At 67.8% G+C, this 24,296-nt stretch carries 23 protein-coding genes and 1 riboswitch; of the genes, 12 read left to right on the top strand and 11 right to left on the bottom strand.

All coding sequences use genetic code 11. The features are described 5' to 3' along the window. Window positions 1-9: 9 nt before the first annotated feature. On the bottom strand, window positions 10-1,023 hold the full coding sequence (gene pstS, locus PVZ77_RS11940; RefSeq protein ID WP_007160735.1) for a phosphate ABC transporter substrate-binding protein PstS: 1,014 nt from the start codon (window positions 1,021-1,023) through the stop codon (window positions 10-12). A 439-nt stretch (window positions 1,024-1,462) separates the two neighbouring features. After that, window positions 1,463-1,630, top strand: a riboswitch (yybP-ykoY riboswitch). Window positions 1,631-1,634: 4 nt separating this feature from the next. Here pstS and mntP point away from each other — a divergent pair. Next, window positions 1,635-2,207, top strand: coding sequence for a manganese efflux pump MntP (mntP, locus tag PVZ77_RS11945; RefSeq protein ID WP_133861361.1), 573 nt, complete (start codon window positions 1,635-1,637; stop codon window positions 2,205-2,207). Continuing rightward, on the top strand, window positions 2,207-3,043 hold the full coding sequence (locus PVZ77_RS11950) for a hypothetical protein (RefSeq protein WP_273806600.1): 837 nt from the start codon (window positions 2,207-2,209) through the stop codon (window positions 3,041-3,043). The genes mntP and PVZ77_RS11950 overlap by 1 nt, the downstream gene beginning before the upstream one ends. On the opposite strand, the gene PVZ77_RS11955 is transcribed toward PVZ77_RS11950, so the two are convergent. Together PVZ77_RS11955 and PVZ77_RS11960 are read right to left on the bottom strand one after the other, a co-directional pair. Continuing rightward, window positions 3,040-3,582: a cytochrome b gene (locus PVZ77_RS11955; protein ID WP_208693960.1), complete on the bottom strand. Its 543-nt coding sequence runs from the start codon at window positions 3,580-3,582 to the stop codon at window positions 3,040-3,042. The genes PVZ77_RS11950 and PVZ77_RS11955 overlap by 4 nt on opposite strands. A 78-nt stretch (window positions 3,583-3,660) precedes the next feature. After that, the gene (locus PVZ77_RS11960; protein WP_273806601.1) at window positions 3,661-5,334 is read right to left on the bottom strand and encodes a phosphoethanolamine transferase; all 1,674 of its coding nucleotides are present in this window, start codon (window positions 5,332-5,334) and stop codon (window positions 3,661-3,663) included. A 242-nt stretch (window positions 5,335-5,576) separates the two neighbouring features. On the opposite strand from PVZ77_RS11960, the gene PVZ77_RS11965 reads away from it, so the two are divergent. Beyond that, window positions 5,577-6,563 carry a cation diffusion facilitator family transporter gene (locus PVZ77_RS11965; protein ID WP_273806602.1) on the top strand — a complete coding sequence of 329 codons (987 nt, stop codon included), beginning with the start codon at window positions 5,577-5,579 and terminating at the stop codon, window positions 6,561-6,563. 7 nt (window positions 6,564-6,570) lie between these two features. Here PVZ77_RS11965 and PVZ77_RS11970 read toward each other — a convergent pair whose 3' ends face one another. Together PVZ77_RS11970 and PVZ77_RS11975 are read right to left on the bottom strand one after the other, a co-directional pair. Beyond that, the gene (locus tag PVZ77_RS11970; RefSeq protein WP_273806603.1) at window positions 6,571-7,119 is read right to left on the bottom strand and encodes a cytochrome b/b6 domain-containing protein; all 549 of its coding nucleotides are present in this window, start codon (window positions 7,117-7,119) and stop codon (window positions 6,571-6,573) included. Continuing rightward, on the bottom strand, window positions 7,119-7,385 hold the full coding sequence (locus tag PVZ77_RS11975; protein WP_273806604.1) for a PepSY domain-containing protein: 267 nt from the start codon (window positions 7,383-7,385) through the stop codon (window positions 7,119-7,121). Before PVZ77_RS11975 ends, PVZ77_RS11970 begins: the two co-directional genes overlap by 1 nt. A gap of 153 nt (window positions 7,386-7,538) precedes the next feature. Here PVZ77_RS11975 and PVZ77_RS11980 point away from each other — a divergent pair, with 153 nt between their 5' ends. Both PVZ77_RS11980 and PVZ77_RS11985 read left to right on the top strand, forming a co-directional pair. Further along, a complete protein-coding gene (locus tag PVZ77_RS11980; RefSeq protein WP_273806605.1) occupies window positions 7,539-8,204 on the top strand; it encodes a response regulator in 666 nt (221 codons plus the stop codon). Beyond that, complete coding sequence (locus PVZ77_RS11985) at window positions 8,201-9,562, top strand: ATP-binding protein (protein WP_273806606.1); 1,362 nt, start codon at window positions 8,201-8,203, stop codon at window positions 9,560-9,562. Before PVZ77_RS11980 ends, PVZ77_RS11985 begins: the two co-directional genes overlap by 4 nt. Here PVZ77_RS11985 and PVZ77_RS11990 read toward each other — a convergent pair. After that, window positions 9,559-10,773 carry an MFS transporter gene (locus PVZ77_RS11990; protein ID WP_273806607.1) on the bottom strand — a complete coding sequence of 405 codons (1,215 nt, stop codon included), beginning with the start codon at window positions 10,771-10,773 and terminating at the stop codon, window positions 9,559-9,561. The genes PVZ77_RS11985 and PVZ77_RS11990 overlap by 4 nt on opposite strands. Window positions 10,774-10,851: 78 nt before the next feature. On the opposite strand from PVZ77_RS11990, the gene PVZ77_RS11995 reads away from it, so the two are divergent. Then, window positions 10,852-11,346 (top strand): MarR family winged helix-turn-helix transcriptional regulator, encoded by a 495-nt coding sequence (locus PVZ77_RS11995; protein WP_273806608.1) that lies wholly within the window; start codon window positions 10,852-10,854, stop codon window positions 11,344-11,346. Between the two features lie 4 nt (window positions 11,347-11,350). Then, the gene (locus PVZ77_RS12000) at window positions 11,351-12,139 is read left to right on the top strand and encodes an AraC family transcriptional regulator (RefSeq protein ID WP_273806609.1); all 789 of its coding nucleotides are present in this window, start codon (window positions 11,351-11,353) and stop codon (window positions 12,137-12,139) included. Here the strand turns inward: PVZ77_RS12000 and PVZ77_RS12005 are convergent. Together PVZ77_RS12005 and PVZ77_RS12010 are read right to left on the bottom strand one after the other, a co-directional pair. Further along, window positions 12,120-13,190, bottom strand: a complete 1,071-nt coding sequence (locus PVZ77_RS12005; RefSeq protein ID WP_273806610.1) for a 2-isopropylmalate synthase — start codon at window positions 13,188-13,190, stop codon at window positions 12,120-12,122. The two genes, PVZ77_RS12000 and PVZ77_RS12005, sit on opposite strands and share 20 nt — an antisense overlap. Window positions 13,191-13,342: 152 nt before the next feature. Then, entirely contained in the window at window positions 13,343-14,704 is a 1,362-nt protein-coding gene (locus PVZ77_RS12010; RefSeq protein WP_273806611.1) for an MFS transporter, read from the bottom strand. Between the two features lie 305 nt (window positions 14,705-15,009). On the opposite strand from PVZ77_RS12010, the gene PVZ77_RS12015 reads away from it, so the two are divergent. Further along, window positions 15,010-17,097 (top strand): PAS domain-containing protein, encoded by a 2,088-nt coding sequence (locus PVZ77_RS12015; protein ID WP_273806612.1) that lies wholly within the window; start codon window positions 15,010-15,012, stop codon window positions 17,095-17,097. A 370-nt stretch (window positions 17,098-17,467) separates the two neighbouring features. Beyond that, entirely contained in the window at window positions 17,468-17,749 is a 282-nt protein-coding gene (locus PVZ77_RS12020) for a hypothetical protein (RefSeq protein WP_273806613.1), read from the top strand. Window positions 17,750-17,758: 9 nt separating this feature from the next. On the opposite strand, the gene PVZ77_RS12025 is transcribed toward PVZ77_RS12020, so the two are convergent. Next, entirely contained in the window at window positions 17,759-18,541 is a 783-nt protein-coding gene (locus PVZ77_RS12025) for an aldolase (protein WP_273806614.1), read from the bottom strand. A gap of 132 nt (window positions 18,542-18,673) precedes the next feature. Between PVZ77_RS12025 and PVZ77_RS12030 the strand changes: the two genes are divergently transcribed. Further along, complete coding sequence (locus PVZ77_RS12030) at window positions 18,674-20,491, top strand: alkaline phosphatase family protein (RefSeq protein WP_273806615.1); 1,818 nt, start codon at window positions 18,674-18,676, stop codon at window positions 20,489-20,491. A 7-nt stretch (window positions 20,492-20,498) separates the two neighbouring features. Here PVZ77_RS12030 and PVZ77_RS12035 read toward each other — a convergent pair whose 3' ends face one another. Together PVZ77_RS12035 and PVZ77_RS12040 are read right to left on the bottom strand one after the other, a co-directional pair. Continuing rightward, complete coding sequence (locus PVZ77_RS12035; protein WP_273806616.1) at window positions 20,499-21,329, bottom strand: PhzF family phenazine biosynthesis protein; 831 nt, start codon at window positions 21,327-21,329, stop codon at window positions 20,499-20,501. 353 nt (window positions 21,330-21,682) lie between these two features. Then, window positions 21,683-22,447, bottom strand: a complete 765-nt coding sequence (locus PVZ77_RS12040) for a FadR/GntR family transcriptional regulator (protein WP_273806617.1) — start codon at window positions 22,445-22,447, stop codon at window positions 21,683-21,685. A gap of 151 nt (window positions 22,448-22,598) precedes the next feature. Between PVZ77_RS12040 and PVZ77_RS12045 the strand changes: the two genes are divergently transcribed. Both PVZ77_RS12045 and PVZ77_RS12050 read left to right on the top strand, forming a co-directional pair. Next, a complete protein-coding gene (locus PVZ77_RS12045) occupies window positions 22,599-23,339 on the top strand; it encodes an SDR family oxidoreductase (protein ID WP_133861378.1) in 741 nt (246 codons plus the stop codon). Between the two features lie 44 nt (window positions 23,340-23,383). Continuing rightward, a complete protein-coding gene (locus PVZ77_RS12050; protein ID WP_273806618.1) occupies window positions 23,384-24,232 on the top strand; it encodes an ureidoglycolate lyase in 849 nt (282 codons plus the stop codon). The last annotated feature ends 64 nt before the right edge of the window (window positions 24,233-24,296 follow it).

Below are 24,296 nucleotides of genomic sequence, written 5' to 3' on the forward strand. Positions count from 1 at the left end.
CAGTCGTGCTTACTTCTTGAAGTCGGACGCCCAGTAGCCTTCGATCTGCTTGACCAGGGTGTCCGGGACCGGGACGTAATCCAGGGCCGCGGCATCCTTCTGGCCATGCTCAAGGGACCACTTGAAGAAGTCGAAGGCGACCTTGCTGCGCTCTTCGTTCTTGGGTTCCTTGTACATCACGATCCAGGTGGTGGCGGTGATCGGCCAGGCATCGGCGCCCGGGGCGTTGGTCATCAGCAGGTTGAAGTCCTTGGCGCTCTTCCAGTCGGCGGTGGCGGCGGCGGCCTGGAAGCTCTTGGCTTCGGGCTGCACGAAGTTGCCGGCGGCGTTCTTCAGCTGCACGTGGGTCATCTTGTTGGTCAGCGCATAGGCGTACTCGACGTAGCCGATGGAGCCCTTGATCTGCTTCACGTAGGCGGCGATACCCTCGTTACCCTTGCCACCCACACCGACCGGCCAGTTGACGGTGGTGCCGAAGTTGAACTTCTCCTTCCACTCCGGGCTGACCTTGGCCAGGTAGTTGGTGAAGTTGTAGGAGGTGCCGGAGCCGTCGGAACGACGCACCACGGTGATGGCGCCTTCAGGCAGCTTCATACCGGGGTTCAGCGCGGCGATGGCCGGGTCGTTCCAGGTCTTGATCTCGCCCATGAAGATCTTGGCCATGGTCGGACCGTCGAGCTTCAGCTTGCCGGGCTCGATGCCTTCCACGTTGATCACCGGCACGATGCCGCCAATGATGGTCGGGAACTGGCCCAGACCGCCCTTCTGCAGGTCGTCGGTGCTCATGGGGGCGTCGGTGGCGCCGAAGTCCACGGTGCCGGCCTTGATCTGGGCGATGCCGCCGCCGGAGCCAATGGACTGATAGTTGATACGGTTGCCAGTCTTCTCGCTGAAGCCTTGCGACCACTTCGACAGAACGGGGAAGACGAAGCTCGAGCCTGCGCCCGTGACATCCACGGCATGAGCGGCGGTGCTCAGGCAAAAGGCCGACAACAACAGAGAGAGGCTGAACGTGCGTTTCATGGTGGCTCCATTACCTAGTGAGGGCTGGCGCTAGGCTATTGCCGAAATGTGACAATTAAGTGTCAGCGGCATGACGAAACGGGGACGGCAGAGCGCCATCATTGAGGGCGACGGCAATGGCTCCTGCGCAGGCAGGCGAAGGTGTCCGCGCCTGGGCCTCACAGCAGACCGCTTCGACCAACTGCCGATGGCAAAGGGGCCGCCTACGTCCCGGCCAGCCTCTACAGGCGACCTCCGGTGGTCACCAGACGACACGCCTGTCCGCCGCCCGCGGTCGTCTCAGCAGCCTGTGCCGTGGCCACGATCCAGTTACGACGGGCCTTGCAGGCCTTTTGGCGCATCCGCGTGGGCGGCTTGACAGCAGGAATTTAGCCAAGGCTATATATATTAGAACTATCTACAAGATAGACTTTCTCTATCCGGATGGGTAAGGTGGCGGCCTCTTTGGGGAGTAGCCTGCTTCCACCGCGGTGGAAAGCGTCCTGATCAACATACTCGGCAACCGCCGTGGTCAGGACAGCCAGTCAGGGTTGGCGAGACCAGAGGCATCACCGCGCCATGCCGGGCGTGCGGGAGTGCCTTGTGGATCGAGCCCGGCCGGCGCTGTCACGATGAATCCCGCTTCCCTGATGTTCCTGGCCTTCGCCATGTCCACCGATGCCTTTGCCGCCGCTGTCGGCAAGGGTGCCAGCCTGCACAAGCCCTGCCTGCGCGAAGCCCTGCGTACCGGTGCCATCTTTGGCGTCATCGAAGCCATCACCCCGGTGATCGGCTGGGCCGTCGGCCTCACCGCCGCCCAATACGTCCAGCCCTGGGATCACTGGATCGCCTTCACCCTGCTCACCGTGCTCGGCCTGCGCATGATCTGGGCCGGCTTCGGCGCGCCCGAGGCCGAAGAGGAAAAGCCCCGCCAGCATTCCTTCATGCTGCTCGCCCTGACCGCTGTGGCCACCAGCATCGATGCCCTCGCCGTGGGCGTGGGCCTGGCCTTCATCGACGTCAACATCATCACCGCCGCCCTGGCCATCGGCCTCGCCACCATGATCATGGTCACTACCGGGGTGATGCTGGGTCGGGTGATGGGCAATCTGGTCGGCAAGCGCGCGGAGATGCTCGGTGGTGTGGTGCTGATCGTGATCGGCGCGGCCATCCTCCATGAGCACCTGGCCACCGTAGCCAGCTGATGGCCCGGCCCTGGCGTAGCGTCCTCTTCGTCCTGGCCGCCCTGCTGCTGGCCGCCTTGGGCTTTCTCGCCTGGCAGCGCTTCTGGCCGGCCCAGGCCGCCCCTGGCTGGCGCTACGAAGTGGCCCATGCCGACATCGCCAAGGCCAGTGCCCTGGCCTGGCAGGGCACTGCCCTGATCACCGCGGAAGAACTCAAGGACGGCAAGGGCCGGCTGCTGCGTATCGATGCCCAGGGCCGACGCAGCGTACTCAGCGAGGGGCTGTACAAGCCCGATGGCCTGGTGCCCTACCGCAACGGTTTCGCCTACAGCCAGGAAGGTGGCACCCATCCCATCCGCTGGCTCGACGCCACCGGCAGTCGTGATCTCTTCACCGGTATCAATGCCCAGGGCCTCTGGGCCGAAGGCGAACGCCTCTATGCCGTGGAAGACCGCAAGGGGGCCGGACGCCTGCTGCGTTACGACGCCGCCGATGGCAGCCTGACCGTGCTGCGTGACCACCTGGACGAGGCGGAGTCCTTTACCCGTTGCCCGGATGGCACTGCCTTCTATACCGAGAAAGCCCGCGGTCTGGTGCGCCAGCTGAGCGACGACGGCCGTGATCCGCCGGCGCTGAGCGAGCTGCGCGAGCCGAGCTTTCTGCTCTGCGACCGGCGCGGCCTGTGGATCAGCGAAGACTCCACGCACCGCGCCCGCCTGCTGCTCTGGGATCGCCAGTCAGCCCCGCGCGCCATCCTGACCTTCCTGCGCGCCCCCCAGGCCTTGCTGCCACGGGGCGACGGCTATCTGCTGGCCGAAGGCGGACGCAACCGCATCATCGCCCTCGATCCGCGCTAGCGCATGCGCTTCAGGGTGTCGTCCTTGCGCACCAGGTGATGCCAGAGGGCGGCCAGCACGTGCAGGCCGATCACCCAATAAAAGGCCTTGCCCAGCCAGAGGTGCACGCCCTTGAGCGTCTTCGCCAGTTCCGGGTCCACCGGGAAGGGTGAAGGCAGCGCCCAGGTGCTGGAAGGGATCTTGACCGCACCGATGGTCAGCCAGACGGTGAACAGTCCGAGCAGCGGCTGGGCCAGCAGAAAGGCATAGAGTCCGTAGTGGGTCAGCCGGCCGACGGTCTCCAGGCTCTTCGCCAGCGGCGGCGTGATCGGCGGTACCGGATGGCGGTGGCGCACCAGCAGCCGCGGCAGGACCAGTGCCAGCACCAGCAGACCGACCCAGAAATGACTGAGCACCACCCATTGGCGCTCCAGCGAGCCCCGCTCGAACTGCCCGCGATTGAGGATCAGTACATAGGCCAGCAGTACCAGCAGGGCCATGAGCCAGTGCAGCAGCCGAGCGCTGCGCGCATAGCGGGAAACAGGAGAAGCGGAGGGCATGACGGGATCCTGCTACTGAGGTGAAAAGGCGCCGGCAGTGTAGCGGCGCCCGGGGGTTGAAGGTATGGCCGCGAGGCCCTAGCCACAGGGGCTTTCCGCGGTATCCAGCAGCAGCTTGCTCAACTGCTGCGGCGGCTGGTGCACCAGGCCGGTGGGCGATTCGCAGACGCGCTGCACGAAATTGTCGCTGAACAGGAGCTTGCCATGGACGAAGTACTCCTCGGGGCGGCGATTGGGATTGTCGATGCGGGTCCCCAGGCGCTCCGCCAGCCAGCTGCCGGCCTCGTAGTGGCTGATCCAGCGCTCGCCCTGCAGCTCGATCAGCGGTTGCGGCGGTGCGTCCCGCGCCACCACGATCACCGGTACGTCGCTGACCTCGGGCACCAGGTCGTTGTGCCCCCAGTGCCCACCCTCCCCCAGCCGCTGGCCGTGGTCGCCGGTGATGATCAGATAGCGCTCGCCCTCCAGGCGATCGAAGTCGGCGAGGATCTCGGCGAGCAGGCCGTCGAGGTAGTGCAGGGAATTGTCGTAGGCATTGGCCTGGCCCTCGGCCCCGCTATCCGGCCAGGGCGCCGGGGTGCTCTCGTGCCGGTAGTTCTGCGCATAGGGCAGGTGTGCGGTGCGCAGATTCAGCACCACGAAGTTGCGCGGCGCCCACTGCTGCTCGTCGAGGATCTCCAGCAGGGCGCGATCCTGGCGCTGCAGGAAGCGCAGCGGATGGTCCTCGCGGGTGATGGAGACGTCCAGGTAGCGACTGCCCAGGTGCGCCAGCAGCTTGGATTCCTGGGAGGACAGCCAGTGGGTGCGAAAGCCGGCGGCCTGGGCGAAGCGGAACAGATTGATCTCGCCGCTGCGCAGGCGCTGGTCCTGGCCCGGTTCGCGGATCGGATTGAGCAGATAGGGCAGGCTCACGTCGGTGGCCACTCCCGCCGCCACCCCGGGTCGGATCAGCGCCTGGGGATTGGCCGCCAGGTAGGCCGACAGCTTGGGGGTGGTATCGCGCTGGTAGCCAAAGGCGCCCAGGCGATCGCTGCGCAGGGAATCGGCCACCACCAGCCAGACATGCCGCGCGGTGCGGGGTACCGGGGCCAGGCCATAGGGTGCATAGGCGGTGGGCGGCAGGACGACATCGTCACGTCCGGCCAGGCGCACCGCCCAGGCGGAAAAGGCGTTGAGGCTGTTGTGCAGGCCGCTGCGACTGGGGCTGGGCACGAAGGCATCGAGGTTACGGTAGGTGGCGCGATAGGGTTTGGACAGCAGCACCACGGCGATCAGCAGCAGCGCCCAGCGACTGGCCGGCAGCGGTACCCGGCCTGGCAACTGAAGATGCAGGGCGATCAGCAGGCCATAGGGCAGCCCCACGCACAGCAGCACCGGCCAGTGCGCGGGCAGGCTGAGCCACAGCGTCTGGCGCACTTCGGCGGTATCGCCCAGTAGCGCCTGGATGTCGATGGCGCTGAGCGGCTCGCCGAAGAAACTCAGGTTGCCCAGTTGCAGCAGCTGCATCAGGGCGAACAGCAGCAGGATAACCGCCGCCAGGCGCGGCAGATTGCTCAGCCAGAGCGCCAGGCTGAACACCCAGAGCGCGGCCACATAGCCCGCCTCCAGCTCGGCGCGGTTGTTTGGCGTGAAGCCTTGCTGCAGGACGTCGTCGGCCAGCAACAGCAGGCAACTCAGACTGCTCAGGAGCAGCAGATTGCGCCAGTGCCGCCAGCCCGAGGCGCGGGGGCGAGAGAAGGCCGCGAGCAGCATCAGGGTACCCTGCGCACGCGCGAGGAAAGGCAAAGGCAAGCGGGCATGGCGGGCTCCAGCGACAGGGAGCCGCTACCCTGAGGGGCGAACCTTAATGAAGTCTTAGCGGCTCATGCGCGGTAACAGATGAGCCAAGGGTCGGATACGAGCCGACCGGCTTGACCCTGAAGTCACTTCAGGCTTCAGGATGGTCAGCAAAGGGCTTGCGCCCACTGCCTCCTCAACGCTTCGGAGACCTGTAGATGAGTGGCTCCACCCCTCACCACGACCACGACCACGACCACGACCACGATCATCAGCATGGCCACGACCACGACCACGACCACGACCACGACCACGGCCATGGTCATTCCCATGCCCCGCGGGTGACCGCCGCCAACGAGCGCAAGCTCAAGCTGGTCTTCGTCCTCACCTTTGGCTACGCCATCGTCCAGGCCGTGGGCGGCTGGTGGTCCGGCTCCCTGGCGCTGATCGCCGATTCCGGGCACATGGTCTCGGATGCCGCGGCCCTGCTGCTGGCCCTGGTGGCCTACCGCGTGGCGGCCAAGGCGGCCAATGCGCGCTTCACCTATGGCTTCCACCGGGTACGCATCCTTGCCGCCCTGACCAATGGCGTCGCCCTGTTGCTGCTGGTCCTGTGGATCGGCTGGGAAGCCATCATGCGGCTGCGCGAGCCCACCGAGGTGCTGTCCGGCCCCATGCTGGTGGTGGCGGTGATCGGCCTGGTGGTCAATATCGTCGGCTTCGTGGTGCTCAACAGCGGACACAAGGACGACAGCAACCTGCGCGGCGCCCTGCTTCATGTGGCCGGTGACCTGCTGGGTTCGGTGGGCGCCATCCTCGCCGCCCTGGGCATCCTCTGGACCGGCTGGACCTGGCTGGATCCGGCGCTGTCGATCCTGGTCGCCCTGCTCATCGTCAAATCGGCCTGGACCCTGGTGCGCGATGCCGGCGCGGTGCTGCTGCAGGCGGCGCCGCGGGAATTCGACACGGCTGGTGCCACGGCGGCGGTTCGCGCCCTGCCGGAGGTGGCCGAGGTCGGCCACCTGCACGTCTGGACGCTGACCGACGAAACCCGCATCGCCACCCTGCACATCACCCCGGCGCCGGGCAGCGACCCCCTGCGCCTGCCGACCCTGGTGGGCGAGCTGTTGCGCAGTCGCCATGGCCTGCAGCACGTGACGGTGCAGGTGGATCCGCCGGGCACCCTCGACGGGCACTGCGCCTAGGCGAGCCCTAGTCGCGCGGGGAAGACTCATCCAGCGGGCGGCGGCGACCGGTCAGCATCGACAGCGGCAGGTTGTCGCCCACCCGCAGGCTCTCCACCACGGCGGCCACGGCATGCAGGCAGACCAGCGCCAGCAGGCCGTTGGCGAAGAGCGCGTGCAGGTCTGCGGGCCAGTCGGCGCCCCAGAGGGCATCCACCTCGCGCATGAGAAAGCCGGTGACGCCCAGGCCGCCGATGGCGCCCATCATCAGCAACATCACCAGGGCGCCCAGCGGCGAATGGCCGAGGCGATGATGGGGCCGCCCCTGCCAGAGATCACGCAGATGAGCGCTCAGCCGCGCGCGGGTCGGCCAGCAGTCGCTCCAGCGCGCGCTGCGCGGGCCAACGAAGCCCCAGATCAGGCGTACCAGCAGCCAGGCACTGGCGTAGTAGCCGATCCAGCGGTGCCAGAAGGCGCCCTTCTCGTTGAAGAAATAGTTGGCGAAAAAGGCCGCGGCGACCGACAGGTGGAACAGCCGTACCAGGGGATCCCAGAGCCGCACGGTCGCCGTCCTCATCAGCTGTCGATCTCGCTCTTGACCGCCTTGCCGCTCACCGGGTCGTGATAGATCTCGACCTTGCGCTTTTCCTTGTCGAAGCCGTAGATCTCGTAGCAGTTGCCCTTGGTGATCTTGAATTTCTTGATCTCGTAGCCTTGGTCACGCAGTTGCGCCTGGAATTTCTCGGCGTCCTGCCAGGTGGATTTGTCCGCCTGGGTGCACTGGGGTTCGGCGGCAAGGGCCAGGGGACTTGCGAACAGCAACGGCAGCAGCAGGCGGCGCATGGCGACACTCCTCGTGGTTGGAGTGGCCAGACTCGGCGCCAAAGCTTAATGCAGTCTTAGGACGCAACGCCCGGTAACAGTTGCCCCTGCCGCTGCGCCAGGACGCCGGCGATGATGGCGCCCTGGCGGCATTGCAGAGAGAGGAAGGCGATCGTGCGGGTACTGCTGGTGGAAGACGACGCGGCCCTGGCCCAGGGCATTCGCATGGCCCTGCGCGGCGAAGGCTACACCCTGGACTGGGTGGCTGACGGCCTGGCCGCCGAGCACGCCCTGGCCTCCGAGCGCTTCGACCTGGTGCTGCTGGACCTGGGCCTGCCGCGCCGCGACGGCCTCGACCTGCTGCGCCGCCTGCGCAGCCAGCCGGACGGCCAGGTGCCGGTGCTGGTGCTCACCTCCCGCGACGCCAAGGCCGATCGCATCCAGGGCCTGGATGCCGGCGCCGATGACTACCTGGTCAAGCCCTGCGATCTGGACGAACTCAAGGCCCGCCTGCGCGCCCTGATCCGCCGCAGCTGTGGCCGCGCGCACCCGCTGCTGGAGCACGCCGGCATCAGCCTCGATCCGGCCCGCCAGGTGGTGCACTACCACGGCGCCGAGGTGGTGGTGACGCCTATGGAATACCAGCTGCTGCACCTGTTGCTGCTGCGACCGGGCGCCGTCATCACCCGCGAGCGGCTGAGCAACGCCCTCTATGGCTGGCAGGAAGCCGCCTCGGGCAACACCCTGGAAGTGCTCATCCACAACCTGCGCAAGAAGCTCGACAGCGGCCTGATCCGCACCGTGCGCGGGGTCGGCTACCTGCTGGAGCGTCAGCCATGATCGCCATCCGGACCCGCATCCTCGCCCCCACCCTGGCCCTGGTGCTGGCCGGCAGCCTGGCCCTCGCGCTGCTGGCCCTGCGCGACAGCCATCGCGAGATCGAGGGCATCTACGACGCCCAGCTGGTCCAGGGCGCGCGCCTGCTGGAAGGCCTGCTGCAGGCCGGCACGCCGGCGGCGGCCAGCTGGCCGGAGCTGATCCGGGTGTTCGATCGCGCCATGCAACCCGTGCCCGGCAACGTGCCGGCGCATCCCTACGAGAATCAGCTGACCTTCCAGATCTGGACCGCCGATGGCCGGCTGCTGGCCCGCTCCGGCCAGGCGCCGCGGCTGACCGAGGTGCCGCCGGAAGGGCTGCACGAGGTGTTCGACAACGGGCGCGAATGGTGCGGGATGCTGTTGCGTACCGCCGATGGCGGCCTGCGCATCTGGGTCGGCGAGCGCGAGGACCTGCGCCAGGACCTGATCCAGCGCATCGTCAGCCATACCCTCTGGCCGACCCTGGTGGGCCTGCCGCTGCTGGTCGGGGTGCTCTGGCTGCTGCTGGGCTGGGGCCTGCGACCGCTGCAGGACTTCGCCCGCGGATTGCGCGAGCGCGATCCGCACAGCCTGGCGCCGCTGCCGGCCGGCCCGCTGCCGCCGGAGTTGCAACCCATGCGCGGCGCCCTGGATCACCAGCTCGCCCAGTTGCGCGCCCTGCTCGACCGCGAGCGGCGCTTCATCGCCGACGCCGCTCACGAATTGCGTACGCCCCTGGCGATCCTCGATCTGCATGCGCAGAACGCCCAGCGCGCTGAGACGGCCGAGGAGCGCGACGAAGCCCTGGGCTATCTGCGCCAGGGCGTCAGCCGGGCCACCCGGCTGGCCAGCCAGCTGCTGACCCTGGCGCGCCTGGAACCCGGCGCCACCCAGGTCCAGCCGCTGGCCCTGGAACCCCTGGTCCGGGAAGAACTGGCGGAATTGACGCCCCTGGCGCTCAGGCATCAGGTGGAGCTGGTATTGGCGGCCCAGGCCGGACCGCCCGTGCTGGGCGATCCGGACGCCATCGCCATCGCCCTGCAGAATCTGGTGACCAATGCGCTGGCCTTCGCCCCCGCCGGCAGCGCGGTGGAAGTCGGCATCGAAACCAGCCAGGACCAGGGCGTACTGCTGCGGGTGGAGGATCGCGGCCCCGGGGTGGACGAGGCCGAGCTGGCGCGCTTGTGCGATCGCTTCTACAGCGCCGGCAACCCCCAGGGCGCCGGGCTGGGCCTGGCCATCGTCGAGACCATCACCCGCCGCCTGGGCGGTGCCCTGAGCTTCAGCAATCGGGCGCGGGGCGGCTTTTGCGTGGAGTTGCGCCTGCCGCGCGCGGGCTAGGCCTGCTGGCAACCGCGCGCCACGACCGGCCGCGCGGGTCGGGTCAGGCGCAGGCCGAGGCCCATCAGCAGCACCACGCCCACCGCCATCAGCAGCCAGGCGTTGGCCAGGCTGTCCAGCTGGTCGCGCAGGATGCCGGCGGCCAGCGGCGCCAGGCTGGCGATCAGATAGCCACCGCCCTGGACGAAGCCGAGCAAGGCACCGGCTTCGGCGGGATCGCGCACCTGGTCCATCGCCAGGATCAGCGACAGCGGAAACAGCGCGCCGATGCCCAGGCCAAGCAGGATGGCGGTCGGCACCGCCAGTGGCAGCGGTGCCAGCGCCAGGCACAACAGCCCCACCAGCACCACGCCGAGCACCCCCAGCACCAGCGGCCGGCGATTGCGCAGCCGGGCGATGGTGGCCGACAGCAGCAGGCCGGCGCTGACCTCGGCGAGACTCACGCCGCCCAGCAGCAGGCCGCTGTCGGCCGGTTGCCAGCCGAGGCCGGTGTAGTACGGCGGCAGCCAGGCCAGCACCAGGGTGTAGGCAGCGGTGCCGATACCGAAGAAGGCCAGCAGCAGCCAGGCCTGGCGTTGACGCCAGGGTTGCGCGCGGGGCGCAGCGTTCTGCGCCGGCGCATCCGGACGGGCCAGGGCCAGCCAGACGCCGAGCGCCAGCAGCACCGGCAGGGTCCAGAGCGCCAGGCCCTGGGCCCAGCCCCACTGCTCGGCCAGGGGCGCGGCGGTAGCCGCCGCCACGGCCGCGCCCCCCATGATGCCGGTGGTGTAAAGGCCCATCAGGGTGCTGGTGCGCTGCGGATGGCAGCGGCGGATGTAGGCAGGGATCAGCGCCTGAACCAGGGCGATGCCGACGCCGCCCAGGCCGGCGGTGAGGATCAGCCCCAGGCCGCTCGGCTCTTCCCAGCGCAGCGCATTGGCCAGGGCCAGCAGCAGCAGGCCGAGGGCGATGCCACGGCGCTCGCCGAGCCAGGCCTGCAGGCGGGCGCCGCCCAGGGCGCAGAGGCCCATGGCAGCGATGGGCAGGGTGGTCAGCGCGCCGGCGCCACTACCTTCCAGGCCGGTCGCGGCCTGGATGCCATCCAGCAGCGGACCGATGGCGGCCAGGATGGGCCGTAGGTTGAGGCCGACCAGCAGTACCAGCAGCACGACGAGAAAGGCGTCCTGGCGCGGTGCGGCCATGGTCGGGGATGATGATGACGCGGAAAGCATGGACAATCTCCAGAATGACACGGTATTTCTCTTGATGAGAAGTATCTTAACATCAAGATATATTCCCGAGGTAACCCGATGGCCGATCGCGCCGAATTCGCCGTGGACCAATGGCACCGCGAGCGCCCCGACCTGGATGCCCTGCCCATGCGCCTGGTGGGTCGGCTGGGCGAGATGGCCCAGGTGCTCAATCGCGATGTCCTGCAGCCCTTCTTCGACGAACACCGGTTGCACTATGGCGAATTCGACGTCCTGGCGACCCTGAGGCGCGCCGGCGAGCCCTATGCCCTGAGTCCGACCGTGCTCTATGAATCGGCCATGATCTCCTCGGGTGGCATGACCAATCGCCTCGACCGCCTGGAGCGAGCCGGCCTGATCGAGCGGCGCAGGAATCCCGAGGATCGCCGCAGTACCCTGGTGGCCCTCACCGCGGACGGCTTCGCCCTGATCGATGGCCTGATGGCCGCCCACGTCGACAACGAGCGCCGGGCCCTGGCGACCCTCAGCGAAGCCGAGCAGCGGCAACTGGATGCGCTGCTGGGCAAGTGGCTGGCCGGCCGCGCGCCGGCCTGACGCCATGCTCATCGACTTCAGCTCATGCAACGGCCTGCACGCCGTGGCCCAGGACTATGCCCATGGCGAACGGGTGCCGCCCCATAGCCATCGCCAGGCGCAGCTGATCCATGCGCTCTGCGGCGTGGTCATCGTCAACACCGCCCAGGGCCGCTGGGTGGTGCCGCCCGGGCGGGGCGTCTGGGTACCCGCCGGCGAAGAGCACGATCTGCACCTGCTAGGCCGCGTCGAGGTGCGCACCCTGTTCGTCGATCCGCAGGTACGGTCCGAGCTGCCGACGCGCTGCCAGCTGATCGCCGTCTCGCCGCTCCTGCGCGAACTCATCCTGGCCGCCCTGCCCCTGCCTGCCGACAGACTGGCCGAGGGGCGCGCCCACCATATTCTGCAGCTGATGCTCGACGAGTTGCAGGGCTCGCCCACCGCCGGACTGCACCTGCCCTGGCCGGTGGATGCCACGCTCGCTGAACTCTGCCGCCACCTGCGCCAGCACCCGGGCGAGCGCTGGACGCTGACCGGCGCCGCCGCGCGACTGGCGGTCAGCGAGCGCACCCTGAGCCGACTGTTCCTCAAAGAGACCGGCCTGACCTTCGGCCAGTGGCTGCAGCGGGCGCGGCTGGATTCCAGCCTAACCTCCCTGGCCGCCGGCCATGCCATCGTCGACGTCGCCCTGGACCACGGCTACGCCAGCCCCAGTGCCTTCGCCACCCGTTTCCGCCAGGTGCTGGGGGTATCGCCCTCGGCCTATCGCGGCCAGGCGGGCCTGCCCGACGCGGTCAGCCCCGCCGCGCCCTGAGTCCCAGCTCGGCCGGATCGACGAGTCCCAGGGCCGCGCCCTGCTCGGTATTGGCGGCCAGGGCCAGGCGACCGCCATAGGGATGGCGCGGATGGATGGTCAGCTGGTTGCAGGCCTCCACCACGCTGGCTACCTCCTCCAGGCGGGAGAAGTCGATCCCCGGCGTGATCCCCTGGCTGTAGAGATTCAGCGCCAGGGTCACCAGGTCCACGTTGCCGGTGCGCTCGCCATTGCCGAACAGGCAGCCTTCCACGCGCGTGGCCCCGGCCAGCTGGGCCAGTTCGGCGCAGGCGACGCCGGTGCCACGGTCGTTGTGCGGATGGACGCTGATGGTCACATGCGGCGCCGGACCCAGGCCGCGGATGAAGCCCTCGATCTGGTCGGCATAGACATTGGGCGTGGCCACTTCCACCGTCGCCGGCAGATTGAGGATCAGCGGGCGATCCGCCGAGGGCTGCCAGGCCTCGCGCACCGCCTGGCAGATCTCCAAGGCGAAGTCCGCCTCGGTGAAGCAGAAGGTTTCGGGCGAATACTGATAAATCCAGGCCGTCTCCGGCTGGGCGTCGCACAGGGCACGCACCCGCTGGGTACCGGCCACCGCCATGGCCAGGGTGGCGGCGCGATCCTGGTCGAACACCACCCGGCGAAACAGTGGCGCGGTGGCATTGTAGAGATGGACGATGGCGCGGGGTGCCCCGACCAGGGCCGCGAAGGTGCGCTCGATCAGTTCGCTGCGCGCCGGCGTCATCACCTGCAGCCAGAGATCGTCCGGCAGTCCGTCCGCGGTGACCAGTTCGCGGACGAAATCGAAATCGGTCTGGGACGCCGCCGGAAAGGCCACCTCGATTTCCCGGTAGCCGATCGCCAGCAACAGGGTGAAGAAGCGCCGCTTGCGCTCCAGCCCCATGGGCTCGATCAGGGCCTGGTTGCCATCGCGCAGATCGGTTGAGCACCAGCGCGGCGCCTGGGTCAGCTGACGGCCCGGCCATTGGCGGTCGGGTAACGAGGGCGCGGCGAAGGCGCGGTACTTGGTCTGGGGTTGCTTGAGCATGGGGGACTCCAGGGCTGGGCCTCAGAGTCTGACCGCCCTACCCGCCCGCTGCGCTCGCGAGCAGGACAGCCCCCTGCGCGATCCGGACAGCCAGTGGCATAAAAAAAGCCGCCGGGGGAGGACCCGGCGGCTTCTCTGTCAGCGACCCGTGGTCAGCCCACCGAGATGCGCTCCAGCGGCACCGGCTTGAGTCGTGGCGTGAGCACATGGATGACCACGATGGCCACCAGGTAGGCACTGCCGGCGACGATGAAGATCGGCTGGTAGGACTTGAAGATCTCCAGGATGTAGCCGTTGTAGGTGGTCATCAGCATGCCGCCGATGGCGCCGGCGGTACCACCGATGCCGATCACCGAGGCCACGGCTTCCTTGGGGAAAAGGTCCGACGGCAGGGTCATCAGGTTGGCCGACCAGGCCTGGTGGGCCGCGGCGGCGAGGCCGATGATGCCGACCACCAGCCACAGGCTGGAGACGAACTGGGCGGTGACGATGGGCACGACCGCCAGGGCGCAGAGCAGCATGGTGGTCTTGCGCGCCAGGTTGGCGCTGCGGCCGAGCTTCATCTGCTTGGACGAGCCCCAGCCGCCCATCACCGAGCCGATGTCGGCGAGGATATAGATGGCGATCAGCGGCGGACCGAAGGATTTCAGATTCAGGCCGTAGGTCTTGCCGAGGAAGTCCGGCAGCCAGAACAGGTACAGCCACCAGATCGGATCGGTGAGGAACTTGCCGGCGGCATAGGCCCAGGTCTCGCGGAAGGTCAGCAGCTTGAACCAGGAGATCTTGGTCGGGACAGTCGGGGTGGCCGCCACCGGGGAGCCATCGTCGACCTGGATGTAGGCCAGCTCTTCACGACTCACCTTGGGGTGCTCGTGGGGACGGCGATAGATCAGCAGCCAGGCGATCAGCCACAGGGCGGTGACGATGCCGATGGAGATGAAGGCCGCGCGCCAGCCCCAGGCCAGGGTGATGGCCGGAACCAGCAAAGGTGTGATGATCGGACCCATGGCGGTGCCGGCGTTGAACAGCCCGGTGGCCTGGGCGCGTTCCTTTTGCGGAAACCATTCCGACACCGCCTTGAGGCTGGCCGGAAAGCTGCCGGACTCGCCGAAGCCGAGGGTGAAGCGCACCAGCACGAAGTGGGTGACGGTATGGGCGATGCCGTGACCGATGCTGGCGATGGTCCAGATGGTGAAGGCCAGGGCGTAGCCGATACGCACCCCGACCTTGTCGATGATGCGGCCAAAGGTCAGGAAGCCGATGGCGTAGGCGCACTGGAACCAGAACACGATCTTGGCGTAGTCGGTCTCCGTCCAGCCCAGGTCCGCCTGCAGCGTGGGCTTGAGGATGCCGATCATCTGGCGGTCGATGTAGTTGATGCCGATGGCGATGAACAGCAGGGCGCAGATCAGCCAGCGGTAGCGGGTGATGCGGGAGGCTTGCTGGGTAGCGGCGACGGGCGGGACCTGCGGCCGCAGGGCGGACTCCGTCTCGGGAGTGACCTGGATAGTCATTGAATGGGCTTCCTGACTTGTTGTTATTGACCGGCGTGAACCGGGGTCGTTGGAAAGCTGTTACCAGATATTCATATGACATCGTATGAGTGACTTTCGAAGGTGTCAATCCACCCAAAGCAGAGTGGTCAGACATCTCTCAAGGGGCTATACCCTGGCCTGGCGAGCCCGCCTTGGCACTCATGCCAGGCAGCTGGACAGCACCATGAAGAATCTGTGACGCGCCTGGCACTTTCTCATCCGGGGTCGTCTAATGCCGGTCTTTGAAGCGAAGCCGTCGCCTCATCTTTCTTGCCGAGCCTGCCGTGCCTGTCGCCGACACCCCTTCCCTGCTGGCGCGCCTTGCCGAGCTGGAGCAGAGCAATCAGCAGCTGCGCCAGCAGCTCGACGCCCGCGCTGCGCCTCCTGAAAGTCCTGCCGCCCTGGCCAGCGAGCGCTACCAGTTCCTGTTCAACGCCATGGACGAAGGCTTCTGCATCATCGAATTCATCGACGGCCCCCATGGGCCGCTGAGCGACTATGTGCATGTCGAGGCCAATCCGGCCTATGCCGCCCATGCCGGCATTCCCAACGTGGTGGGCCAGAGGTTGCGCGACATGGTCGGCGACGAGGCCCAGGCCTGGCTGGATCGCTATGGCCATGTGCTGCGTACGGGCGAAGCCATCCGCTTCGAGCAGGAACTGGTGGCTACCGGGCGCTACCTGGAGCTGACTGCCTTTCGCATCGAGCCGGCCAGCCGCCGCCAGGTCGCCGTGCTGTTCCAGGACATCACCCCACGCAAGCGCGCCGAGGCGGCCCTGCGGCAACTCAACGAAACCCTCGAAGAGCGGGTGCAGGCGGCGCTGGTCGCCAACCGCATCCTGGCCAATGTGGTGGACGCCGCCAGCTCCATGATCCACGTACTGGACTTCGATTTCCGCTGGCTGGCGGTCAACGGCTCCGGCGCCGAGGTGTTCGAAGAGGTGATCGGGGTAAGGCCGCGCATCGGCGACTCCTTCAGCGAAAGCCTGGAGCGTCGGCCCGACCTGCGTGACGGCATCCTCGCGCACTGGCGCCGCGCCTTCGCCGGCGAGACCTTCAGCACCGTCATCTCGGTGCACAGGGGATCGCTGCAGCGCCACTACGAACTGCAATTCAGTCCGCTGCTCGACGCCGAGGGCCAGCGCATCGGCGCCTATCAGTTCGCCTATGACGTCACCGAGCGCCTCAACGAGCAGGAGCGCATCCGGCTCATGGAAGAAGCCCTGCGGCAATCGCAGAAGATGGAAGCCGTCGGCCAGCTCACCGGTGGCATCGCCCATGACTTCAACAACCTGCTCACCGGCATCCTCGGTTCGCTGGAACTGCTCGACCTGCGCCTGCGCCAGGGCCGGCTGCAGGACCTCGAGCGCTACACGGGCACCGCCCGCAGCGCCGCCCAGCGCGCCGCCGCCCTGACCCATCGATTGCTGGCCTTTTCCCGCCGCCAGACCCTGGATCCGCAGCCGGTGGCCCTGGAGCAACTGGTCATTGGTCTGGAAGACCTCATCCAGCGCAGCATCGGCCCGCAGATCGCCCTGGAGCGCGAGGCCGATCCCAGGCTCTGGCTGACCCACATCGACGGCCCGCAGCTGGAAAACGCCCTGCTCAACCTCTGCCTCAACGCCCGCGACGCCATGCCCGACGGCGGGCGCATCCGTATCGTCCTGAGCAACGAGCGCCTGGACGAGACCCAGGCCGAACGCCAGGCGCTGCCCGTGGGCGACTATGTGCGCCTGAGCGTGGGCGATACCGGCAGCGGCATGAGCGACGAGGTCCGCGACAGGGCCTTCGACCCCTTCTTCACCACCAAGCCCATTGGCCAGGGCACCGGGCTGGGATTGTCCATGGTGCACGGCTTCGTGCTGCAGTCGGGTGGCGAGATCCGCATCGACTCCGTGCCCGGCGCCGGTACCTGGGTACATCTCTATCTGCCGCGCCATTGCGTGGCACCGGTGGCCAGCGCCCCGGTCTATCCCGAGTTCGAACCCAGCCGGCCCGGCCAGGGCGAGACCATCCTGGTGGTGGATGACGAGCCGACCATCCGCACCCTGCTGGTGGATGCCATGCTCGCCCAGGGCTACCGGGTGCTGGAGGCAGCCGATGCCGCCACCGCCCTGGCACTGGCAACGCCCGATACCCCGCTGGATCTGCTGGTGACCGACGTCGGCCTGCCGGGGACGCTCAATGGCCGCCAGCTGGGCGATGCCCTGCGCCGGCTGCGACCGCGGTTGCCGGTGCTGTTCATCACCGGCTATGCCGAGGCCAATGTCATCGGGGACGGCGATCTCGACGCCGGCATGCGGGTCCTGACCAAGCCCTTCACCCTGGATACGCTGGAACGGCGGATCCAGGCGATGCTGCAGTCGTCCTGAGTCGCGACCAGGCAACGAATGATAGCTCTTTGCTATCATCGGTCATCTGCGTCGCTACCCGTGCCCTCGCCCATGGACAAGCTCTCCCTGCTTCACCTGCTGCTGATCTTTACCGCCATCGCCTGCATGGCCCTGCTGGCCGCGCTGATTCGCTAGCGGCGTTAAGGCAGCCATAAGGCGGGCAGTGGCAAGCTCTCCTCCATGCCGACGAGGCATCGTAGAAGCTGACATCTGCGCTTTTAGCCCGGGAGGATCCCGGGCTTTTTTTCGCGTCGGCAAAATGCGCAGCAGTCCACGGGTCCGCGCTTTGCCACTGCAGCGCCCTTTGCCGGGCCTGGCAAGATGGGGCTCTGGTCCAGGAGGGACAGTCATGATCACCAGGATGCCGTCAGCCCACGCTCAGTCGCTCGCCTTCGATGTCTGCCCCCTGGGCGCGGACGTCCAGTCCCTGTCCATCGGTATGCTCCGCCAAGGCTTTCTGGCGCTGGATCATCATGGGCAGCTGGACATGAGTCGCGAGCTCAAGCGCCAGTTGCGCGAGCGGCTGGTCGAACAACTGGATGCCGAGCTGCCCGCGGTCGCGGCCGCCGCACTGGAACGCTCCACCCCGCAACCGCGGGCCTTGCCGCAGCGTCGCAGCCGCGGCGGCTGATCGTCCCTTTCAGTCCCGATAGTCCGGCTCCAGCCGCAGCAGCTGGCGCTTCACGCTTTCCAGATGCAGCCGTGCGCTGTCGGCGTTGCCCTGCAGCAGCTGCTGGCAGGCGGCGTGCGCGATGGCCGGTGCCACTGGCTTCAGCGGCCGGCCGCTGGCCATGGCCTTGAGTTGCACCTCGGCGGCGCGCTCCAGGTAGTAGAGATCGTCCCAGGCCTCGGCGATGCTCGGCCCCAGCACCAGCGGTCCGTGATTCTTCAGCATGACCACCGCCGCGTCACCCGCCGCCCGGGCGATGCGTTCGCCTTCGGCCGCGTCCAGCGCCAGGCCGTTGTAGTCCTCGTCCACGCTCAGGCGATCATGGAACTTCAGCGCGGTCTGCCCGGCCCAGACGAAGGGGTCGCCTTCCAGCAGGCAGAGCGCCGTGGCATGGGGCATATGGGTGTGGAAGGCCGCCCGCGCCTGGGGATTGAGCCGGTGCAGCTGGGCATGGATATGGAAGGCAGTGGCCTCGGGCGCCCCCTCCCCCACGACCACACCGCCCACGAAGTCGCAGATCAGCAGCGAGGAAGCCGTGACCTCGGCGAAGGCCAGGCCATAGGGATTGACCAGGAACAGATCGTCGTGGCCGGGCACCACGAAGGAAAAGTGATTGCAGATCCCCTCGCCCAGGCCCAGGCGGGCAGCCATGCGAAAACAGGCGGCGAGATCGATGCGGGCCTGGCGGATGGCCGGGGTATCCAGGTCAAGGTGACGGGCAGCGGCGACGGTACTCTCGAAGGCGTGGGCCATGGGCAGCTCCTTGGACGGGGACCCAGGCGTTGCACAAAGGATGCCGCCCCGTGTCATGGCGTTGTCATCATAAAACTGCAGCAATCTCTTGTTACATCTCTGCTGTCTTTCCACCTGCGCAGAGAGTCTTCCATGGCGTTCCTTCCTACCCGTCTCGCCCGTGCCTGCAGTCTCGCCCTCCTCGCCAGTTCGGCCGTCATGGCCGCGGAACCAGCGCGCAACGTCATCCTCTTCATTCCCGATGGCCTGCGCGCCAACATCGTCGATGCCCAGACCGCACCGAACCTGGCCCAGCTGCGGCGCGAAGGCGTGAATTTCCAGAACAGCCACTCGCTGTTTCCGACCTTCACCACGCCCAATGCCTCGGCCCTGGCCACCGGGCACTACCTGGGCGACACCGGGGATTTCAGTAACACGATCTACACCGGTTTCCCGGTTCCAGGGGCGAACAACAGCGTCACGCCCTTCCTGGAAAACGACGAGGTGCTGGGCGACGTCGACGAGCACTTCGCCGGCAACTACCTGGACGAGGAAACCCTGCTCGCCGCCGCGCGCCAGGCCGGCCTGTCCACCGCCGCCGTCGGCAAGCTCGGCCCGGTGGCCATCCAGGACGTGACCGCCCGCGACGGCGAGAAGACGGTGATCGTCGACGACTCCACCGGCCATCCCACCGGCATTCCCCTGAGCGCGGCCATGCAGGACGCCCTGAAACAGGCCGGTCTGCCGCTGGAAGCCCCGAGCCGGGGCGCCAACGGCAAGGCCGGCAACGCCACCACGCCGGGCACCCTGAGCGCCAACGTCGAGCAGCAGCGCTACTTCCTCGAGGTCACCAACCAGGTGCTGCTGCCGCGCTTCAAGGAAAGCGGCAAGCCCTTCGTGCTGGTGTTCTGGTCGCGCGATCCCGACGGCACCCAGCACAACCAGGGCGACAGCCTGGGCAAGGTCACCCCGGGCATCAACGGCCCCACCAGCCTGGCCGCCATCCGCAACGTCGACGCCAACCTCGGTGCCCTGCGCGCCCGGCTGAAGGAGCTGGGCCTGGACGGCAACACCGACATCTTCGTCAGCGCCGACCACGGCTTCTCCACCATTTCCAAGGAGAGCAAGACCAGTCCGGCGGCCAAGGCCAGCTACCCCGACGTGCCCAAGGGGCAGCTGCCGCCCGGCTTCCTCGCCCTGGATCTCGCCGCCGCGCTGAAATTACCGCTGCTCGATCCGGACGCCAAGGACGCCCCGGTGGCGATGGACAAGGGCCAGCACCCGAGCAAGGCCAATGGCCTGATCGGTCCCGACGCGGCCAAGCCGGAGGTGGTGGTGGCGGCCAACGGCGGTTCGGACCTCGTCTATCTGCCCCAGGGTGATGCCAAGGCCCTGGCACCCAAGGTGGTCGCCGCGCTGCTCAAGCAGGATTACGTCAGCGGCCTGTTCGTCGACGACGACCTGGGCAAGATCCCCGGCACCCTGCCGCTCTCGGCGATCAACCTCAAGGGCTCGGCGCTCACCCCCTATCCGGCCATCGTGGTCAACTTCCGCTCCTATGACAGCGGCTGCGGCAAACCCGACGTCTGCGCCGTGGAAGTGGCCGACACCGGGCTGCAGCAGGGCCAGGGCATGCACGGCAGCTTCAGCCGCGGCGACACCCACAACTTCATGGCGGCGATCGGCCCGGACTTCCGCAAGGGCTTCGTCGACCTGAGTCCGGTCAGCAACGCCGACGTCGGCCAAACCCTAGCCCACCTGCTGCACCTGGAGATCCCGGCCAAGGGGCAACTGGTCGGCCGGGTGATCGGCGAGAGTCTGGAGGGCGGCAAGCCGTTCAAGGCCAGCCACCAGGTGCAGCGTTCCGCGCCGGCGGCGGGTGGGCTGGTCACCGAACTCAAGACCCAGAACGTCGGCGACACCCGCTACTTCGATGCCGCCGGCTTCAAGGGCCGCTCGGTCGGGCTCTGATCCGCGCCTAGAGGGCAAGGGTGCCGCGGATGCAGTCCTGCACCGCGCCACCCACCCAGATGCGGTCGGCGATACGGGCTACCCGTACCCGGCCGCGCCGGCCCATCGCCGTGCCCTGGCTGGCCAGGTAGCGCTCCGGTGCCAAGCCCGCCGGGATCAGCCACTGCGCCAGGCTGGCGTTGAGGCTGCCGGTAACCGGATCTTCGGCGAACTCCTCGCCCATCAGGGCGCGCACCTCGAACTGCGCCTCCGCGCCATGGCCCGTCCAGGGTGCGATCAAGCCGACGTTGAGGCCTTCCAGGGCGGCATAGTCCGGGCGGATCGCCAGCAACTCCTCACGACTTTCCACGAGCACCGCGACCCAGCCGGGACCGTTGTCGGCCCACTGGCTGGCCTGGATGCGTTCGGGCGAAAGGCCGGTGCCGCGGGCGATGCGTGCCAGTACCTCAGCCTCCACCGCGCCGCCTCGCAACAGCGGCGGCGCGGCAAAGGCCAGCTCCTCTCCGGCGGCGCGGATCGACACCAGGCCGGCGTCGCATTCCTGGATCACCTCGCCGCCCTTGGGTCGTCCGCCTTCACGCAACCAGACATGGCAGCTGCCGAGGGTCGGATGGCCGGCAAAGGGCAGCTCGCGGACCGGAGTGAAGATGCGCACCCGGTAGTCCGCCGCTGGATCGGTGGGCTCGAGGAGAAAGGTGGTCTCCGACAGATTGGTCCAGCGCGCCAGGGCGGCCATCTGCTCGGTAGAAAGCGCATCGGCGCCACAGACCACCGCCAGGGCATTGCCCTCCAGCGGGCGCTGGGCGAAGACATCGACCTGATGGAAAACGAGGGACATGGCGGCGGACTCCTGGGGGCAAAGAGCCGATTGTCCGTGGTCGGCAGGCGATAGGAACAGCCACAGCCAGGTGGCTAAGGAGCCGTACAGAGGGGTGTCGCGCGCAGGATTCGCGTGGAAAACGCTGCGCGGTTTTCCACCCTACGGTGTTGCCTGCCCATGCCATCGTCGCGGGGCTTGCCCTCACCCCAACCCTCTCCCGGAGGAAGAAGGGGCGGTTCCGAGCAGAGGTTGGGGCCATTTCGTAGCGTGGACAACGGCGCAGCCTTGTCCACGCATCACCGAGCCCCCGTAGGTTGGCGCTGAGCACAGCGAAGCCCAACAGGGCCAGCCACCCTCACCCCAGTCCTCCCTCACTCCAACGCCGGCCGCGCGAAGATGCGGGTCACCGCATCCAGGTGCGCGGCCATGGCCTGGCGGGCGGCGTCGGGGTCGTGGGTTTCCAGGGCTTCGAGGATGGCGAGGTGCTCCTGCTGGGAGCGGTCGGGCATGTCCTCAGGGGTGTAGCGGCGCTGCAGGAGCTGGAACATGCTGCCGTAGCGATGGCCGAGCAGATGGCGCAGCAGCAGCGCATAGGCCGGATTGCCGCTGGCCTGGGCGATGCGGATATGGAACAGCCGGTCGCCGGGATGGGTGGTAGAGCCCAGGCGATTGTCCTCGACGTTGCGAACATAGGCGGCGCGGATGCCGGCCAGTTCGCTGGCGCTGGCGTGCCGGGCGGCCAGGGCGGCGGCTTCCGGTTCCACCAGGCGACGCGCCTGCAGCAGGGCGAAGGGCGGGATCTCGGCGTCCAGATCCAGCGCCAGGCTCAGCTCCGGATCCATCTCGGCCCACTGGCCGCGCCCGGCCAGCTCCAGCACCGGGGTGTCCGGTGGCGGCGGGGCGCTGGGGGCGCAGACCCGTACGCCGTCGCCGACGCGCACGTCCACCAGGCCGATCACCTCCAGGGCGATCAGCGCTTCGCGCACCGAAGCACGACTCACCCCCAGCTGCTTGGCCAGCTCGCGCTCGGCGGGCAGGCAACTGCCCGGCGGGTATTCGCCGCCGTCGATGAGGGCGCGCAGCTGGTCGGCGATCTGCCGGTAAAGCCGTGGTTTTTCAATCACCTGAAGGGGCATGGCGGTCTCGTCTCATGCAGGTCGCGCAGTCTGCCGCGAAAAAATCCTTGCCTGAGAGCCTAGCAGGGTCTAAACAATAGGACCAATGGCCTGACCATTGACCGCTGGCGGTCAGGCAACTCACAACAATAATCAGCCAAGAGGTCTCCGCATGAGTCACGCAGGCAAACGCGTCCTGGTCACCGCCGCCGGCCAGGGGATCGGCCGGGCCACCGCCCTCGCCTTCCATCGCGCCGGTGCCGAGGTCATCGCCACCGACATCAATGCCGCCGCCCTGGACAGCCTCGAAGGGCTGCAGACACGGGTGCTCGACGTCACCGACGCGGCCGCCGTGACCGCCCTGGTCGCCGAGCTGGGCAGCTTCGACGTCTTGTTCAACTGCGCCGGCTACGTCCACGCCGGCAGCATCCTCGATTGCGACGAAGAGGCCTGGCGCTTCTCCTTCGAACTCAATGCCACCGCCATGTACCGGATGATCCGCGCCGTGCTGCCCGGCATGCTGGCCCAGGGTGGCGGCTGCATCATCAACATGGCTTCGATCGCCTCCAGCCTCAAGGGCGTGGCCAATCGCTGCGCCTATGGCGCCAGCAAGGCGGCGGTGATCGGCCTGACCAAGTCGGTGGCCGCCGACTATGTCGGCCAGGGCATCCGCTGCAACGCCATCTGCCCCGGCACCGTGGATTCCCCCTCGCTGCACCAGCGCATCGCCGACCAGGCCGCCCGTGAAGGCCGCAGCGAAGCCGAGGTGCAAGCCGCCTTCGCCGCCCGCCAGCCGATGGGTCGCGTCGGTCGCCCGGAGGAGATCGCCGCCCTCGCCCTGTATCTTGCCTCCGACGCCGCCGCCTTCGTCACCGGGACCGCCCAGGTGATCGATGGTGGCTGGAGCGTCTGACGCCGCTTTTCGTCCGCAACCCTTTTCCCCTCATAGGAGCTCCGATGAAACTCTTGCGCTACGGCCCCCAGGGCCAGGAAAAACCCGGTCTGCTGGATGCCCAGGGCCGGCTTCGCGATCTCTCCGGCCAGGTGGCCGACCTCGCCGGCGAGGCGCTCGGCGCCGACTCCCTGGCCCGCCTGCGCCAACTGGACCCAAACAGTCTGCCCCTGGTGGATGGCACCCCGCGCGTGGGTCCTTGCGTGGGCCGGGTCGGCAAGTTCATCTGCATCGGCCTCAACTATGCCGACCATGCCGCCGAATCCGGCCTGGACGTACCCAAGGAGCCGGTGGTGTTCAACAAGTGGACCAGCGCCATCTGCGGCCCCAACGACGCGGTGCAGATCCCCCGCGACTCGACCAAGACCGACTGGGAAGTGGAGCTGGGCGTGGTGATCGGCAAGGCCGGGCGCTACATCGACGAGGCCAATGCCCTGGACCATGTGGCCGGCTATTGCGTGGTCAACGACGTCTCCGAGCGCGAGTGGCAACTCGAACGCGGCGGCACCTGGGACAAGGGCAAGGGCTTCGACACCTTCGGCCCGCTCGGCCCCTGGCTGGTCACCGCCGACGAGGTGGCCGATCCGCAGAATCTCGACCTCTGGCTGGAGGTGGACGGCCACCGCTACCAGGACGGCAACACCCGCACCATGATCTTCAGCGTGGCGCAGATCATCGCCTACCTCAGCCGCTGCATGAGCCTGCAGCCGGGTGACGTCATCTCCACCGGCACCCCGCCGGGCGTGGGCATGGGCGTCAAGCCGCAGTCGGTGTACCTCAAGCCCGGCCAGGAAATGCGCCTGGGCATCCAGGGCCTGGGCGAGCAGCAACAGCGCACCGTCGCCGCCGACTAGACCCGACAGCCCTACCCCTGCCTATCAGCCCCCCGTGCCCGCTTTCATCGAGCGGGCACGGGAC

Origin of the sequence: Pseudomonas sp. SHLD1, from assembly GCF_028640935.1 — a bacterium.
GTDB classification, from domain to species: domain Bacteria; phylum Pseudomonadota; class Gammaproteobacteria; order Pseudomonadales; family Pseudomonadaceae; genus Chryseomonas; species Chryseomonas aestiva.